The sequence below is a fragment of the Kocuria sp. KH4 genome (assembly GCF_053711175.1).
Map to the genome: position 1 here is coordinate 26,889 of NZ_JBSJYX010000027.1, position 15,292 is coordinate 42,180.

Annotated in this window: 17 protein-coding genes and 1 tRNA gene; 7 read left to right on the plus strand and 11 right to left on the minus strand. The window is 75.6% G+C overall.

All coding sequences use genetic code 11. From position 1 onward, the window contains the following. The first annotated feature begins 22 nt into the window (after nt 1-22). Nucleotides 23-967 (plus strand): hypothetical protein, encoded by a 945-nt coding sequence (locus tag ACWCOM_RS16255; RefSeq protein WP_454549780.1) that lies wholly within the window; start codon nt 23-25, stop codon nt 965-967. Nucleotides 968-977: 10 nt separating this feature from the next. Beyond that, on the plus strand, nt 978-2,060 hold the full coding sequence (locus tag ACWCOM_RS16260) for a 4-hydroxy-3-methylbut-2-enyl diphosphate reductase (RefSeq protein WP_454549781.1): 1,083 nt from the start codon (nt 978-980) through the stop codon (nt 2,058-2,060). Between the two features lie 48 nt (nt 2,061-2,108). On the opposite strand, the gene ACWCOM_RS16265 is transcribed toward ACWCOM_RS16260, so the two are convergent. The 3 genes from ACWCOM_RS16265 to ACWCOM_RS16275 form a co-directional block, all read right to left on the minus strand. Then, nucleotides 2,109-3,461, minus strand: a complete 1,353-nt coding sequence (locus tag ACWCOM_RS16265; RefSeq protein WP_454549782.1) for a DNA recombination protein RmuC — start codon at nt 3,459-3,461, stop codon at nt 2,109-2,111. 70 nt (nt 3,462-3,531) lie between these two features. Next, the gene (locus ACWCOM_RS16270; protein ID WP_454549783.1) at nt 3,532-4,293 is read right to left on the minus strand and encodes an ABC transporter permease; all 762 of its coding nucleotides are present in this window, start codon (nt 4,291-4,293) and stop codon (nt 3,532-3,534) included. 49 nt (nt 4,294-4,342) lie between these two features. Further along, a complete protein-coding gene (locus ACWCOM_RS16275; RefSeq protein ID WP_454549784.1) occupies nt 4,343-5,263 on the minus strand; it encodes an ABC transporter ATP-binding protein in 921 nt (306 codons plus the stop codon). A gap of 111 nt (nt 5,264-5,374) precedes the next feature. Here ACWCOM_RS16275 and ychF point away from each other — a divergent pair, with 111 nt between their 5' ends. Beyond that, on the plus strand, nt 5,375-6,460 hold the full coding sequence (gene ychF, locus ACWCOM_RS16280; RefSeq protein ID WP_454549785.1) for a redox-regulated ATPase YchF: 1,086 nt from the start codon (nt 5,375-5,377) through the stop codon (nt 6,458-6,460). Between the two features lie 29 nt (nt 6,461-6,489). On the opposite strand, the gene arfB is transcribed toward ychF, so the two are convergent. Then, the gene (gene arfB, locus ACWCOM_RS16285; protein ID WP_454549786.1) at nt 6,490-6,930 is read right to left on the minus strand and encodes an alternative ribosome rescue aminoacyl-tRNA hydrolase ArfB; all 441 of its coding nucleotides are present in this window, start codon (nt 6,928-6,930) and stop codon (nt 6,490-6,492) included. A gap of 120 nt (nt 6,931-7,050) precedes the next feature. Between arfB and ACWCOM_RS16290 the strand changes: the two genes are divergently transcribed. After that, a tRNA-Met gene (locus tag ACWCOM_RS16290) sits at nt 7,051-7,127 on the plus strand. Nucleotides 7,128-7,210: 83 nt separating this feature from the next. Continuing rightward, nucleotides 7,211-8,299: a DNA glycosylase AlkZ-like family protein gene (locus tag ACWCOM_RS16295; protein WP_454549787.1), complete on the plus strand. Its 1,089-nt coding sequence runs from the start codon at nt 7,211-7,213 to the stop codon at nt 8,297-8,299. Between the two features lie 3 nt (nt 8,300-8,302). On the opposite strand, the gene ACWCOM_RS16300 is transcribed toward ACWCOM_RS16295, so the two are convergent. The 4 genes from ACWCOM_RS16300 to ACWCOM_RS16315 all read right to left on the minus strand — a co-directional run bounded on the left by ACWCOM_RS16300 (nt 8,303) and on the right by ACWCOM_RS16315 (nt 10,634). Beyond that, nucleotides 8,303-8,659, minus strand: a complete 357-nt coding sequence (locus ACWCOM_RS16300) for a hypothetical protein (RefSeq protein ID WP_454549788.1) — start codon at nt 8,657-8,659, stop codon at nt 8,303-8,305. Between the two features lie 398 nt (nt 8,660-9,057). After that, nucleotides 9,058-9,345 (minus strand): hypothetical protein, encoded by a 288-nt coding sequence (locus tag ACWCOM_RS16305; RefSeq protein WP_454549789.1) that lies wholly within the window; start codon nt 9,343-9,345, stop codon nt 9,058-9,060. Nucleotides 9,346-9,455: 110 nt separating this feature from the next. Then, the gene (locus ACWCOM_RS16310; RefSeq protein WP_454549790.1) at nt 9,456-9,860 is read right to left on the minus strand and encodes a LapA family protein; all 405 of its coding nucleotides are present in this window, start codon (nt 9,858-9,860) and stop codon (nt 9,456-9,458) included. A gap of 93 nt (nt 9,861-9,953) precedes the next feature. Beyond that, nucleotides 9,954-10,634, minus strand: a complete 681-nt coding sequence (locus ACWCOM_RS16315; protein ID WP_454549791.1) for an alpha/beta hydrolase family protein — start codon at nt 10,632-10,634, stop codon at nt 9,954-9,956. Between the two features lie 36 nt (nt 10,635-10,670). Between ACWCOM_RS16315 and ACWCOM_RS16320 the strand changes: the two genes are divergently transcribed. Then, nucleotides 10,671-11,312, plus strand: coding sequence for a mismatch-specific DNA-glycosylase (locus tag ACWCOM_RS16320; RefSeq protein ID WP_454549792.1), 642 nt, complete (start codon nt 10,671-10,673; stop codon nt 11,310-11,312). Nucleotides 11,313-11,364: 52 nt separating this feature from the next. On the opposite strand, the gene zupT is transcribed toward ACWCOM_RS16320, so the two are convergent. Further along, the gene (gene zupT, locus ACWCOM_RS16325; protein WP_454549793.1) at nt 11,365-12,150 is read right to left on the minus strand and encodes a zinc transporter ZupT; all 786 of its coding nucleotides are present in this window, start codon (nt 12,148-12,150) and stop codon (nt 11,365-11,367) included. 116 nt (nt 12,151-12,266) lie between these two features. On the opposite strand from zupT, the gene ACWCOM_RS16330 reads away from it, so the two are divergent. Continuing rightward, complete coding sequence (locus ACWCOM_RS16330; protein WP_454549794.1) at nt 12,267-13,127, plus strand: aminoglycoside phosphotransferase family protein; 861 nt, start codon at nt 12,267-12,269, stop codon at nt 13,125-13,127. 93 nt (nt 13,128-13,220) lie between these two features. On the opposite strand, the gene ACWCOM_RS16335 is transcribed toward ACWCOM_RS16330, so the two are convergent. Both ACWCOM_RS16335 and ACWCOM_RS16340 read right to left on the minus strand, forming a co-directional pair. Beyond that, the gene (locus ACWCOM_RS16335; protein WP_454549795.1) at nt 13,221-14,198 is read right to left on the minus strand and encodes a carbohydrate ABC transporter permease; all 978 of its coding nucleotides are present in this window, start codon (nt 14,196-14,198) and stop codon (nt 13,221-13,223) included. Continuing rightward, the gene (locus tag ACWCOM_RS16340) at nt 14,195-15,181 is read right to left on the minus strand and encodes a carbohydrate ABC transporter permease (RefSeq protein WP_454549796.1); all 987 of its coding nucleotides are present in this window, start codon (nt 15,179-15,181) and stop codon (nt 14,195-14,197) included. Before ACWCOM_RS16340 ends, ACWCOM_RS16335 begins: the two co-directional genes overlap by 4 nt. Nucleotides 15,182-15,292: the final 111 nt, after the last annotated feature.

The following is a 15,292-nucleotide window of genomic DNA, read 5'->3' on the forward strand; positions in this document are numbered from 1 at the left end:
GTCCCGCCCGTACAGTGGTGCCGTGACGACCTCCGCGCCCCCCCTCTCCGGACACCGTCCCCGACGACGCTCCGCCACCGTCCTGCGCACCGGCCTCGGCACGGTCCTGGGCCTGGCCGCCGCCGCGCTCGTGGCGGTGCTCGTGCCGCTGCACTGGGCCGGGGACACCCTCGTGTCGAAGGACGGCTTCACCCGGGTGGTGGGCACCCTGGCGGAGGACGAGCCGTTCCAGGAGGAGCTCGCCCGCACCGCGGTGGACCGCGCGGCCGAGCGGATCGTGGGGGAGCGGGCCACCGGCGTCGGCTTCCTCGACCGGATGCTGGAGAACGCCGTCCGCCGCGCCGCGGACGTCGCGGCCGGGCTCACCGCCGACCCCGCCTACCAGCGCGCGTGGACGGAGGCGCTGGCCCGCACCCACGAGGCCAACGTCCCCGCCGACGGTGCGGCGGACGCCCCGCCGCAGCACCTCGTGCTCGACATCGGCCCGGTCCTGCAGGAGGTGGACGCGGCCGTGCAGCGGGCCGCGGGCGTGGACGTCGGCCTCGCGGGGCGGGAGAGCACCATCACCGTGCCGGGCTCGAACACCGGGCGCCTGATCGCGGCGGGGACCCGGCTCACGGACCTGGCCGGACCGCTGACCTGGGCCGCCGCGGCGCTGGCGGTGCTCGCGCTGCTGGTGACCCGGCACCGCCTCGCCACCCTGGCCGTGCTGGGACTGGGCTCGCTGGCCGGGCTCGGCGCGGTGTGGCTGCTCGTGGGCGAGGGCGTGCAGCGGGCCTCGAGCATGCTGGGCCCGGACCCGGTGGTCCGGCTGGCCGCCGACCGGACGCTGGTCCTGCTCACCGGCTCCCTCGGCGAGCAGATGGCCACGGCGGCCTGGGCCGCCGGGATCACGGGCGTGGTGGGCCTCGTGGGGGCGATCGCGCTGTCGGGCGGATCACGGCGCGGTGTCCGGCCCACCGCGTAGCATGGAGGCCATGCCGACCCCCGTTGCGCTCTCCATGCCCACCGTCCCCCGTCAGCGGCGCTCGCCCGCGGACGTGGCCGCCGCCGCCCCCGTCGACGGCCCCAAGAAGGTCCTGCTCGCGTCCCCCCGCGGGTACTGCGCCGGGGTGGACCGCGCGGTGATCGCCGTGGAGAAGGCGCTCGAGCACTACGGCGCCCCGGTGTACGTGCGCAAGGAGATCGTGCACAACAAGTTCGTGGTCGGCACCCTCGAGGAGCAGGGCGCCGTGTTCGTCGACGAGACCGACCAGGTCCCCGAGGGCTCCCTGCTGATCTTCTCGGCGCACGGGGTCTCCCCGGCGGTCGTCCGCTCGGCCGAGGACCGCCGGCTGCGCACCATCGACGCCACCTGCCCGCTGGTCACCAAGGTGCACCGCGAGGCCGTGCGCTTCGCGAGGAGCGACTACGACATCCTGCTCATCGGCCACGACGGCCACGAGGAGGTGGAGGGCACCTCCGGCGAGGCCCCCGAGCACATCCAGGTGGTGAACAGCCCCGACGAGGTCGACCAGGTGGTGGTCCGCGACCCCGAGAAGGTCGTGTGGCTGTCCCAGACCACCCTCAGCGTCGACGAGACCCTGGAGACCGTCCAGCGGCTGCGCGAGCGCTTCCCGTCCCTGCAGGACCCGCCGAGCGACGACATCTGCTACGCGACGTCCAACCGGCAGACCGCGATCAAGAAGATCGCCCCGGACGCCGACCTCGTGATCGTGGTGGGCTCCGCGAACTCCTCGAACTCCGTGCGGCTCAAGGAGGTCGCCCTGGAGTACGGCGCCCGCCGGGCCGAGCGCGTGGACTTCGCCCACCAGGTGGACGAGGCCTGGTTCGAGGGCGTCGCCACGGTCGGGGTGACCAGCGGCGCCTCGGTGCCCGAGGTGCTCGTGCAGGACGTGCTGCGGCTGCTGGCGGAGTACGGCTACGGCGAGGTGGAGCAGGTCGTCACCGCCGAGGAGGACGTCCTGTTCTCCCTGCCCAAGGAGCTGCGCGCCCGGCTCACCGCGGCCGGGGACACCTCCCACCGCCTCGGCGGCCGCGGGGCCCGCCCCACGCGCTGACCCCTGTCCCCGCGCCGGGCCCCGTCCCCGCGCGACGGGCGCCGGGGCTCAGCCGGCCGCCCGCTCCCCGCCGTGCTCCGCCCGGGGGAACTCCGCCGCGGCGACCTCGGACGCAACGACCTCGGCCCGGCCGGGCAGCGCCTCGGCGGACCGGGACTCTGTGGAACGGGCCCCGGCGGACTGCGCCTCGGTGAACTCCGGGGCGGTGAGCGGGCGCGGGGCCACCACGAGGGGCCGCGTGCTGAGCCGGTCGTCCGGTGCGAGGGTGGGGTCGAGGTCGTTGATCCGCCGCGCCGTGGGGAAGACCCGGGTCTCCACGGACCCGGCCAGCCGGTTGTACGTCTCGACCGACTTCTGCAGCGACCGGCCCATGTCGTCGAGGTGCTTGCCCACCGTGCCCAGCCGCTCGTAGAGCTGGCGGGAGAGGTCGAAGAGCTCCTTGGCGTTCTCCGCGAGCCCGTGCTGGCGCCACGTGAACGCCACGGCCTTGAGCGAGGCCAGCAGCGAGACCGGGGAGACGAGGGCCACGTTGCGGCCCGCCGCGTGGTCGAGCAGGGTCGGGTCCGTGTCCAGGGCCGCCGACAGCGCCGACTCGGCGGGCAGGAAGCACAGCACCAGCTCGGGGGAGGCGTCCCGCGCCTCCCAGTACTTCTTCGCCGACAGCGCGTCCACGTGCCCGCGCACGGCCTTGGCGTGGGCGGCCAGCTGGGCGCGGCGGGCGTCGTCGTCCCCGGCGTCCTGGGCGCGCAGGTAGGCGGTCATGGGCGCCTTGGCGTCCAGCACGATGTCCCGGCCGCCGGGCAGGTGCACGACCATGTCGGGGCGGATCGCGCTGCGCTCGCCGTCGGCGGTGGTGCCGGTGGAGGCGACCTGCTCGCGGAAGTCGACGTGGGCGGTCATGCCCGCGGCCTCGACCACGCGGCGCAGCTGCACCTCGCCCCAGGTGCCGCGCGCGGAGCCCGAGCGCAGCGCGGAGGACAGCGAGGTGGTGGCGGTGCGCAGGTGGTCCCCGACCTCCCGGGTGTGCGCCAGCGCCTGGGTGATCCCGCCGTACTGCTCGGCGCGGTCCCGCTCCAGCGCGGCCACGTGCTCCTCGACCGAGCGCAGCTGGTGGGCCACCGGGGCCAGGGCCCGCAGCACGTTGTTGTCCTGCACGGAGCGGGCGTCGGCGTCGCGCAGCCGGTCCTCGAGCTGGGCCCGGGCCTCGACGGCCGCGGCGCGCTCGGAGGCCAGGTCCACGAGCCGGTCCTGCACGGCGGCGAGCTCGGCCTGCAGCCCGGCCCGCTCCTCCTCCGCGGTCCGGACCTCCCGGGCGGTGCGGGCCCGGGCGGCCGCGGCGCCGAGCAGGGCGCCCCCGAGCAGGGCGAGGACGATGAGGGCGACGGCGAGGCTGACGGTCATGCCCAGCAGTGTGGCACGCCACCCGGACACCGCACGGTAGGACCGCCGTGGGCCGCCGCCCGCCCGGCGGTCAGCGGCGGATCGTGGTGCGGCGCACGGCCAGCAGCACGACCACGGCGAAGACCACCGCCCAGACCCCCGTGTTGAGCGCCAGCGCCCACAGGGGGTCGGACTCCACGGGCGGCCCGCTCGTGGCCACGACGTCCCCCTCCACCAGCGGATACCGGGCGAGCCCGGCCAGGCCGTAGAGCGGGGTGAACCGGGCGATGTCGAGCATGACCCCGGTGAGCGGGACGAAGAGGTTGCCGAAGAAGCTGAGCACCACCAGCAGCCCCGACGCGGCGCTGACCGCGGACTCGGAGCGGAACAGCAGCCCGGCGGCCAGGCCGTACAGGGCGAACACGGACGAGCCCGCCACCACGATCGCCCCCGTGGCCGGCCAGCGCCAGCCGCCCAGCTCGGCGCCGGTCACGGCCCCCACGGCGTACACGGCGAGCACCGGCAGCACGGCCACGGACAGGGCCACGGCCACCTTGGCCAGCACGTAGCCGTGCCGCGGCGCGGGCGTCAGCCCGATCTGGCGTCCCCAGCCGCGGGCCTGCTCCACGGCGGCCGAGCCGGCGATCGAGGTCGTGGCGGTGACCGCCCCGTACACCGCCATGGAGATCATGTTGTACCCGCCGGCGTTGCCGTGCCCCACGGGCAGGTCCGCGAAGTCCTGCAGCGCCGTGAACATGAGGTACAGCACCGGGGGCAGGACCACGGCGAAGAACGAGGTGGGGACCATCCGCACGGTGCGGCGCAGGTCGTGGGCGGCGTAGGCGAGGCTCATGGCGGGGACCTTCCGGAGGGCGGGCGGGGCCGGGGTGCGGGGCGGGCGGTCAGTCGGCGACGAGGCCCAGGAAGGCCTCCTCGAGGCCCGCGTGGCTGATCTCGAGGTCGCTCGCCGCGGGGTCCGCCAGCAGCCGGCGGGCGATGGCGTCCGTGTCCGGGCCGGTCAGGCGCCGGCGCGCCCCCACGGGCGGCAGCGGCGTGGCGCCGGGCACGTCGACGGGTCCGGACCCCGACCAGCGGAAGCTGACCACCCGGGTCCCGGCGAGGGACTGGACCTCCGCGGTGGGGGCGTCGGCGACGATCCGCCCGCCCTTCATCACCACCGTCCGCGCCGCGAACTCCTCCGCCTCGTCGAGGTAGTGGGTGGCGAAGACCACCGTCCGGCCGCGGTCGGCCTCCTGGTGCATCGCGGTCCAGAACTCCCGCCGGGCGTTGACGTCCATCCCGGCCGTCGGCTCGTCGAGCAGCAGCAGCTCCGGCTCCGGCAGCAGGGCCAGGGCGAAGCGCAGGCGCTGCTGCTGGCCCCCGGAGCACTTGGAGACTTTCCGGCCCGCGAAGTCCGCGGCGCCGGCCCGGGCCAGCGCCTCGTCCACGGGCAGGTGCTGCCGGTGCAGGGTGGCGACCATCGCGACGGTCTCGCGCACGGAGAGGTCGTCCAGCAGCCCGCCCGTCTGCAGGACGGCGCCGATCCGCCCGGCCCGGACGCTGCGGCGGGGCGCGGCGCCCAGGGTGCGCACGGTGCCGTCGTCGGGATCGGTGAAGCCGAGGACCATGTCCAGCAGCGTGGTCTTCCCGGCCCCATTGGGGCCCAGCAGCGCGACGACCTCGCCGCGCCCGATCCGCAGGTCCACGCCGTCGACGGCCTGCACCCGGCGGCTCCCGTGCCCGAAGTGCTTGCGGGCGCCGACGACCTCGATCGCGGGCACGGCGCCGTCGTCGGTCGGCGCGGTCCCGGTGGTGGTGTGCATGCCCCTACTCTGGCCCATGCCCCGCGCCGGAGCACGGACCGGGCGCCGGGCGATTCCTGGCGGACGGCCCCCGCGCGCACCGTGCGGGGCGCCCCGGTAGGATGGTCTCCCGTGGCTCTTACTATCGGAATCGTCGGACTGCCCAACGTCGGCAAGTCCACCCTGTTCAACGCGCTGACCCGCAACACCGTCCTGGCGGCGAACTACCCGTTCGCCACGATCGAGCCGAACATCGGCGTGGTCAACCTGCCGGACCCCCGCCTGGACCGGCTCGCGGAGATCCACGGCTCCGAGCGGATCCTGCCCGCCACCGTGTCCTTCGTGGACATCGCCGGCATCGTCAAGGGCGCGTCCGAGGGGGAGGGGCTGGGCAACCAGTTCCTCGCCAACATCCGCGAGGCCCACGCCATCGCCCAGGTGGTCCGCGCCTTCGACGACCCGGACGTCATCCACGTCGACGGCGAGGTCGACCCCGCCTCCGACATGGAGACCATCAACACCGAGCTGATCCTCGCCGACCTGCAGACCCTCGAGAACGCGATCCCGCGCCTGGAGAAGCAGGTCAAGATCAAGAAGGCCGACCCGGCCAAGCTCGCCGCGATGCAGCAGGCGCAGACGGTCCTCGAGCGCGGGGACACCCTCTTCGGGGCGGCCGAGGGAGAGAAGCTGGAGCTGGACCAGCTGCGCGACCTGAGCCTGCTCACCGCCAAGCCGTTCATCTACGTCTTCAACGCCGACGACGGGGTGCTCGGCGACGCGGCGAAGCAGCAGCAGCTGCGCGACCTCGTGGCCCCCGCCGACGCCGTGTTCCTCGACGCCAAGCTCGAGGCCGAGCTCGTGGAGCTCGACGAGGAGGAGGCGAAGGAGATGCTGGAGATGTCCGGGCAGGACGAGGCCGGGCTCGACAAGCTCGCCCGCACCGGGTTCTCCACCCTCGGGCTGCAGACCTACCTCACCGCCGGGCCGAAGGAGTCCCGCGCCTGGACGATCCCCGTGGGCGCCACCGCCCCCCAGGCCGCCGGGGTGATCCACACCGACTTCGAGCGCGGCTTCATCAAGGCCGAGATCGTCTCCTTCGAGGACCTCGACGCCGCCGGGTCCATGGCCGAGGCCAAGGCCGCCGGCAAGGTGCGCATCGAGGGCAAGGACTACGTCATGCGCGACGGCGACGTGGTGGAGTTCCGCTTCAACGTCTGACGACGGGCCGGTCCGCGACGGCGCCCGGCTCAGTCCGGGCCGGGGCGCCGTCGGTTCTGCTTGGTCTCGGAGCGCCGGCGCTTGCCCTCGAGCCGCCGCCGCCGGGAGCCGGGCGTGGGGCGGGTCGGCCGCCGCACGAGGGCCGGGACCAGGGCCTCGCGGAGGATCCCGGCCAGGCGCTGCCTCGCCGCGGCCCGGTTGCGCCGCTGCGAGCGGTGCTCCGCGGCGCTGACGGTCAGCACGGTGCCGGACAGCCGGCCGGCGAGCCGGTCGAGGACGAGGGCGCGCTGGGCGTCGCTCAGCGCGGTCGTCGTGGCCAGGTCCAGGGAGAGCTGCACCCGGGAGTCCGCGGTGTTGACGCCCTGGCCGCCGGGCCCGGAGGCGTGGGAGAACTGCTCGAGCAGCTCTCCCGCCGGCACCCGGAGGCCGCGGGGCGCGCCGGGGCCCGCGGGCACGTGCAGATCGTCCACCCTCCGATTGTGCCGCACCCCCGACGCGGCCGCCGCCGTCCCTCCCGTCCGGACGGCGGCGGCGGCGCTGCGTCCCCGATGTGCATGTCCGCCCGGAAGCGCGTACACTCGACGAGTCGCCGCGGGGTGGAGCAGTTCGGTAGCTCGCTGGGCTCATAACCCAGAGGTCGCAAGTTCAAATCTTGCCCCCGCAACCACAGGAAGGCCCCGGACCGCATCGGTCCGGGGCCTTCGTGCCGTCCCGGGCCGGGGCGTCCGGGGGCCTGGCTATCCTCGGGGCATGACCGTCCTCCGCCTCGACCCCGCCGAGGCCCGGCGCATCGCCGTGCGCGCGCAGCTGCTGGACGCCCCGCGGCCGGACGACCTGCTCACCGTGGTCCGCGGACTCACGCTCCTGCAGATCGACCCGGTCGCGGCCGTGGCGCCCAGCGCCGACCTCGTCCTGTGGAGCCGGCTGGGCCGCGGCTACCGGCCGGCGCAGCTGCAGCAGGCCCTGGAGCGGGACCGCACGCTCTTCGAGCACAACGCCATGGTGCGCCCGATGGAGGACCTGGCGCTGCACCTGCCGGCCATGGCGGCCTGGCCAACCCGCGAGGCGCCGCGGGAGTGGCTGCGCGCGAACGACCGGTTTCGCCGCGACGTGCTGGAGCTGCTGGGCCGGGCGGGGCCGCTGCCCTCCCGCGAGATCCCGGACACCAGCGCGGTGCCGTGGCGGTCCACGGGCTGGACCGACAGCCGCAACGTCACCCAGATGCTGGAGCTCCTCATGCTGCGCGGTGAGGTGGCCGTGGCCGGGCGCCGGGGCCGGCAGCGGCTGTGGGACCTCGCGGAGCGCGTCTACCCCGCCGGCACCCCGGTGCTGTCCCCGGAGGAGGCCCACCGGGGGCGCACCGCCCGGCGGCTGCGCTCCCTCGGCATCGTGCGGGCCGGCGCGCCCGGCACGCCCGCGGAGCCGCTGGCCCTCGGGGAGGTCGGGGTCGAGGCCGTCGTCGAGGGCGTCCCGGGCACGTGGCGGGTGGACCCGGAGGCGCTGGGCCGGCCGTTCGCGGGACGCACGGCGCTCCTGTCGCCGTTCGACCGGCTGGTGCACGACCGGACCCGGATCCGGGACCTCTTCGGCTTCGAGTACACCCTGGAGATGTACAAGCCGCGCGCCGCACGGCGGTGGGGCTACTTCGCGCTGCCCGTCCTGCACGGGGACCGGCTGATCGGGAAGGTCGACGCCACGGCCGACCGCGGCAGCGGCACGCTCGCCGTCGCCGCGGTGCACGAGGACGTCCCCTTCTCCCCGTCCACGGCCGAGGCCGTGGACGAGCAGCTCGAGGACCTCGCGGCCTGGCTGGGGCTCCGGGTCTCCCGGGGCGGCTGAGGCTCAGGCGGCGGCCGGCTCCGTCCGCCCGTGCCGGTCCCCGGGGTGCTCGCCGCCCGGCACGATCCGCAGGTCGGTCAGGTCGGCGCCGTCGAGCAGCGGCAGGATGACGGTGGCCAGCAGGGCCAGCGCCGCGCCGTAGGCCCCGGCGCAGCTCTCCGCCACGACGTCCATCCGCACCGAGAGCCCCTGCGCCCCGCTGCAGCGGGCCGCGCACCGGGCCACCGCTCCGGCCCGCGCGAGCGCCTCGACCGTGCCGGCGTTGACCCGGCCGTCCGTGCGGACCGTGGCCTCCGCGACCCACCGGGTCCCCGGATCCGCGGCGTCCGGGCGTGCTCCCGCCTGTCCGACGTCGTCCATCGTTGCCTCCCCCTGGCTCGTCCCCGCGCCCCGGCTCCGCCCCCGAACCCGTGGTCACGACCGTGCGCGACGGTGCTGCGGCCGGCCCCGGCCGCCCCTCCATGGTCGGGGCCCGGCGGCGCGCCCCGCCAGCATCCGCTCCCACCAGTGCGTTTTCCGGACCAGCGGTGCCCGTTCGGGCGCGCGGCGCCGACGGCGGGGCGCGCCCGTGGCGCTCGAGGCCGGGGCCGCGACGCGGCCCCGGTGCACGAATTCCCACCGGGTCGCGACCGTCTGCATGCGGCGCCGGGATCCGCGTCGAGCGGCGCGTAGTGCACCGCGTGCCGGTGCACGTGCCGCAGGCGGTGCGCCGGCGGGGTGCCCGGCTCCGGACGTGGGCGGGGACGCCCTCCGGCGCGCTAGGGCCGGGGGTCGCCGGCGTCCGGGAGGTCCTGCTCCAGCTCCCGGTACTCCTCGACGTCCACCAGCACGGCGGGCCCGGCCTGGGCCACCTGCAGGGCCACCGCCAGACTCGTCACGTCGTCCTCGTCCAGGAGCCGGTCGGGCAGGTCCACGGCGTAGCGGGCCTCGCCGTCCACCACCACGGGGGTGATGTGGGCGGCGCCGGCCGCGAGGTCGACCACGGTCGCGGGGGCGGCCGGGTCGGGGGCGCCGGCCGCGTCGTCGGGGGGAGCGGGGCAGGTCATGGTGTCCGTCCTTCGTCGGGGTGCTGTCAGGCTACGCGCTCCTGCGCCCGCCGGGCCGGACCGGGCGCCGTGGCGCGTCCGGCGCGGCGCCCCGTCCGACGGGCCGGGGCTCAGCGCAGGGCGCGCTTGATGTCCGCGCGCTCCTTCTCCAGCTTGCGCACCCGGTGGCTCAGCCGGAAAAGCCGGACGGAGCCGACGAGACCCATGACCAGGGCCCCGGCCACGGCCGCGAAGAGCATCGCGATGCCGAGGGGCAGGCCGAACTCCCAGCCCAGGAAGCGGAACTGCGTCGGGACGTTGTTCTGCAGGATGAAGACCAGCAGCAGGACCAGGATGAGCAGACCGAGCAGCAGGGCCGTCCACATGGCACCCGAGACGCCCCGCTTCTGGTGCTCGTCGAGGGCGGGGTCGGTGCGCACCGGGGGCGGAGCCGGCGTCGTCGGCTCGCCCGGCCGCCGGTCCTCCGGAGGCAGGCCGGGACGCGGTGCGTCGGGGGAATCGGGGGTGCGTGCCATGACGGTTCTCTCCCTGCTGGTGCGGACGCTCGCGGAGTCGCTCGTGGTCCCACCGTAGCCCGCGGCGGGGCGCTGCTGAACCCCCGGCCCGGCTCAGTCCGGCGCGGCGGCCGCGCGCAGGAAGCGCAGCACCTCGGCGGCCACCCGCTCGAGCGTCGCCTCCTGCCCGAGGGCCGCCGACCGGGCCGTCCTGAGGCCGTGGTCGGCGCCCTCGACCGTGAGCACCTCGACCGCCGGCGCCCCGTGCACGGCGGCCCGCAGCTCGGCCGCGGAGCCGAACGCGTCCCGCGTGCCCTGCGCCACCAGCACCGGCACCCGCGGCGTCAGCAGCTCCTCGACCCGGGACCGCTCCGGCCGCTTCGGCGGGTGGAGCGGGAAGGCCAGGCCCACGACGGCCGCGGCGCCCACGGCCCCGGCCGTGCGGCAGGCGACGCGGGCTCCGGCGCTGCGGCCGCCGACGACGAGGGGCGCGGCGCCGGCGAGCTCGGCGACCGTCGCGGCGGCGGCCAGCCAGGCGGCGTCCAGGGCGGCCGGGCGGGGCGCGATCCGCTTGCCGGCCACCACCCAGGGCTGCTCGTGCCGCACCACGGTGACGCCGTGCCGGGGCAGCTCGGCGGCGAGCGCGGCGAGGTCGGGGGAGTCCGCCCCGCCGCCCGCGCCGTGTCCGAGCCACAGCACGGACCAGGGGGCGCCGGCAGGCCACGACGCCGCGGACACCAGGAGGCGTCCGGGGCCGGTCTCGGTGGGCACGGTGATCTCGTCCGGTGGCGGCATGGTCCCCACGGTAGCGGGACGGCCTAGCATGGCGGGATGGCACCAGCACGGACACCGCGGGGAACCCGGCCGAGCCGGGCGGACCTGGAGGCCGCGCGGGACACGACCCTGCCGGACCTGCTCGGCCCCGGGCTGCGGCTGCTGGTCTGCGGCATCAACCCCAGCCTGTGGGCAGCGGCCACCCAGGCGCACTTCGCCCGCCCGGGCAACCGGTTCTGGCCGGCCCTGTACGACGCCGGCCTCACCGGCCACCTCGTGGACTGCTCCGCCGGGATGAGCGAGGCCGACCGCGAGCACGTCGTGGGCCGTGGCCTCGGCATCACCAACCTCGTGCGCCGGGCCACCGCCCGGGCGGACGAGCTGGACCCCGCCGAGTTCGTGGCCGGGCGGGAGCGGCTGGCCGGGCTCGTCGCCGAGCGGCGCCCCGCCGTCGTCGCGGTCGCCGGGGTCACCGCCTACCGGCACGCGTTCGCGGAGCCCCGCGCCGTGCTGGGGCGCCAGGAGCGGGAGCTGGCCGGGGCGCAGCTGTGGGTGCTGCCCAGCCCCAGCGGGCTCAACGCCCACGCCTCCCGGGCGGGCCTGGCCGCGGCCTTCGCCGAGGCGGGGCGCGCCGCCGGGGTGCTGCCGGATTCCGGTCTCCCGAGCGACGACGACCCCGCCCGGCGGCCCCGGCCCTGAGCACGCCGGTCCCGAGCACGTCGGTCCTCGAACCTGCCGGCGCCGGGCGGGCTCAGACGAACAGGAGCAGGCTCACGGCCATGACCGCCATCCCGGCCACGAGACCGTAGACCGACAGGTGGTGCTCGCCGTACTCCTGGGCCGTGGGCAGCAGCTTGTCCAGGGAGATGAAGACCATGATCCCCGCCACGGCGGCGAACACCACGCCGAAGACGGCGTCGCCCATGAACGGGAGCAGGATCAGGTAGCCGAGGACCCCGCCTAGGGGCTCGGCCAGGCCGGAGAGGAACGAGTAGCGGAACGCCTTGCGCCGGTCGCCCGTGGCGGAGTGGATGGGCACGGCTACCGAGATGCCCTCCGGGATGTTGTGCAGGGCGATGGCGACGACCACCGGGATCGCCACGGACGGCTCCTGCATCGCCGCGACGAAGGTCGCGAAGCCCTCCGGGAAGTTGTGGATCGCGATCGCCACCGCCGTCAGGGTGCCCATGCGCATGAGCCGGCGCTGCCGGGCGCCGTCGTCGTGCGGGTACTCGTGCGGGTTGACGCGGCTGGGCACGAGCCGGTCGATCACGGCGATCAGCGCGATCCCCCCGAAGAACCCGCCCGCCGTGGCCCACGCCCCGGCGCGCTCCCCGAGCTCCGCCACGAGGGCCACCCGCGCCTTGACGAAGATCTCCACCAGGGACACGTAGATCATCACCCCGGCGGAGAAGCCGAGGCTGACCGCGAGGAACTTGGCGTCGGTGCGCCGGGTGACCAGGGCCAGGAAGGCCCCCGCCCCGGTGGCCAGCCCCGCGAAGAGGGTCAGCCCGAAGGCGAACAGCAGCTCGTGCACGGGCGGGTGGGCTCCGTTCCGTCCGGGGGATGGGCGCTCGCAGTCTAGCGAACGGGGGAGGGGCGGGCGGCGGCGTGGGCGAAGATGGTCCGGTGACTCGCGAGGAGAACGGACCCATGACCGACGACGGCGCGGCCCGGCTCCGGGCCGGGCTCGCGGAGCGCTACCTGGCCGCCTGGCAGCTGGTCCCGGACGGGCGGTCCCGCGACGACGACGGCGCCCTGGCGCTGCCCGTGCGCACCCGCGCGGGGGAGCCGGCGCTGCTGCGGCTGGGCCCGGCGGGCGCCCGGGCCGAGCACGAGCACCTGGCGCTGCGGCTGTGGGGCGGGCGCGGCGCCGTGCGGCTGCTCCGGGCGGAGCCCGCGGACCGGGCGCTGCTGCTCGAGCGCACCGGCGAGCGCGACCTGCGGGAGCTGCCGGACCTGGAGGCCTGCCGGGTGCTGGGCGAGCTGACCCGCACCCTGGCCCGCCCGCCCCGGCCCCCGTTCCCGGCCCTGTCCGCCGCGGCCCGGGCCTGGCGGGAGGAGCTGGCCGGTGCCGCGGAGCTGGACGCCCGGTTCCCGCGGCGCTTCCGGCGGCAGGCGGTCGCGGCCCTGGACCGGCTGCTGCGCGACGAGCTGGACACCGCCCTCGTGCACCAGGACCTGCACCCGGGGGCCGTGTGCGCCGCCCGGCGCGCCCCGTGGCTGGCCACCGGGGCGGACCCGGTGCTCGGCACCGTGGAGTTCGCCCTGGTCCCCGCCCTGTGGCCCCGGACCGGCGCCGCCGGCCACGGCGGGGCCCTGGCTGCGGCGCTCGAGGACCGGATCGAGGCCCTGTCCCTCGCGGCCGGCGCCGACGCCGAACGGCTGCGCGCGTGGGCGCTCGTGCGGTTCACCGTCGCCGCCCGGGAGGAGGCGCTCCGGCCCACCGGCGCCCCGCACCGCGCGATCAGCGGACTGGTCCAGCTGTGCAAGGCCGTGCAGAAGGGCGGCTGAGCCCAGCCCCGCCCCGCCCGGGTCCGGGCGCACGGAGGAGCCCCCGGACCGGCGGTTCCGGGGGCTCCTCCGCGCGCCGGGGCCGGCGGGCGCTCAGCCCTTCACGCCACCGGCCAGCAGCCCGCGGACGAAGTAGCGCTGCAGGGCCAGGAACACGACCATCGGCACGACCATGGACACGAAGGCCCCGGCGGAGAGCAGGTGCCACTCCGAGCCGCGCGTGCCGGCCAGCTCCCCGAGGCGCACCGTCAGGGGCGCCACGTTGAGGTTGGAACCGAAGGTCAGGCCCACGAGCAGGTCGTTCCACACCCACAGGAACTGGAAGATCGCGAAGGACGCGATCGCCGGGACCAGCAGCGGCAGCAGCACCCGGAAGAAGATGGTCACGTGCCCGGCGCCGTCCATCCGGGCGGCCTCGATGAGGGTGCGGGGGATGTCCATCATGAAGTTGTGCAGCAGGAAGATCGCCAGCGGCAGGGCGAAGATCGTGTGCGAGAGCCACACCGCCCAGAAGGACCCGGACAGCCCCCACCGGTTGTACTGGGTCAGCAGCGGGATCAGCGTGATCTGGATCGGCACGATCTGCAGGGCGAACACGGCCACGAACAGCCAGGACCGGCCGCGGAAGTCGATCCACGCGAACGCGTAGGCCGCCAGCAGGGCCAGCGTGATCGGGATGACCACCGCGGGCACCGTGATCACCACGGAGTTGACGAAGAACGCGGCGAAGCTCGAGGTCGCGGACCCGGTGATGACCTCCTCGTAGTTGGCCAGGGTCACGGACGGGTCCGCGAAGAACGTCCACCAGCCGGAGCGGCGGATGTCCAGCTCCGGGCGGAAGGAGGTGATCAGCAGCCCCAGCGTGGGGGTCGTCCACAGCACCGCGATGACGACCGCGGCGAGGGAGGCCCACGGCGAGCTGAGCCTCCTCCGCGCCCGGGCGGCCCGCTCCCCGAGGCCGCGGCGCCGCCCCGTGACCACGGTGGTGCCGGCGGGGCCGCGGCGCTCCGGGCGGCCGTCCTCGACGAGGTCCTCGGGCGAGGCGGGCGGGATGTTGGCGGCGGTGGTCATCGCTGCTCCTGGGAGAGTCTCATCTGCCGGACGTTGTAGAGCACGATCGGGACGACCAGCACGAACAGCGCCACGGCCAGCGCCGCGCCGATGCCCGGCTGCCCGAGCGGGAAGCTCTGCGTGTAGAACTCGTTGGCCACGATCGAGGTGCCGAAGTTGCCGCCGGTCATGGTGCGGACGATGTCGAAGACCTTCAGGGTGCCCATCGCGATCGTGGTGACGACCACGACGATCGCCGGGCGGATCGAGGGCACGGTGACGGAGACGAACATGCGCCAGGCCCCGGCGCCGTCCAGCCGCGCGGCCTCCATGATGTCGTCCGGGATGGCCTTGATGGCCGCCGAGAGCACGGTCATCGCGAAGCCGGTCTGGATCCAGATCATCACGGCGATCAGGAAGAAGGTGTTGACGGGCGGGTCCAGTAGGAACTGCTGCGGCGGCACGCCCAGCCACACCAGCAGCTGGTTGAGCAGACCCGTCTGGCGGACGCCGGGCTGGTCCGGCTTGAACTCGTAGACGAACTTCCAGATGATCGACGCGCCCACCAGCGAGATCGCCATGGGCAGGAAGATCAGCGTCTTGGCGAGCTTCTCGAAGCGGGTGCGGTCCACGAGCACCGCGTACACCAGCCCCACGGCCGTGGCCACGGTGGGCACGAGCAGCACCCACAGGGCGGTGTTGAGCAGGACGGCCTGGAAGCCGCCCTCGGTCAGGATGGTGCGGTAGTTGTCCAGGCCCACCCAGGTCTGCCGGTCCCGGGCCTGGAAGGAGCCGAGCACGGTGCGGGCGGCCGGGTACAGCAGCCCGAACACCAGCAGGGCCACGGCGGGGCCGAGGAAGCCCACCAGGGGCACCCAGCGGGGCAGGGTGGGCCGGTCGACGAGCCACAGCACGGCGGCCGTGACCCCGACGAACAGCAGGATCGCCACGCACATGACGAGCAGTTTCTCCGCCGTCGTGTCGGCGTTCAGCAGGAAGTCCACGAAGAGCTCCTCAGGGCTCGGTTCCGGGGGCCGTGGTCGGCGCCGCGGGTCCGTCCGTCGGTACGGGGCGGGCGGGCCGGGTCGCGGGGACCCGGCCCGCCCGCCGGTGCG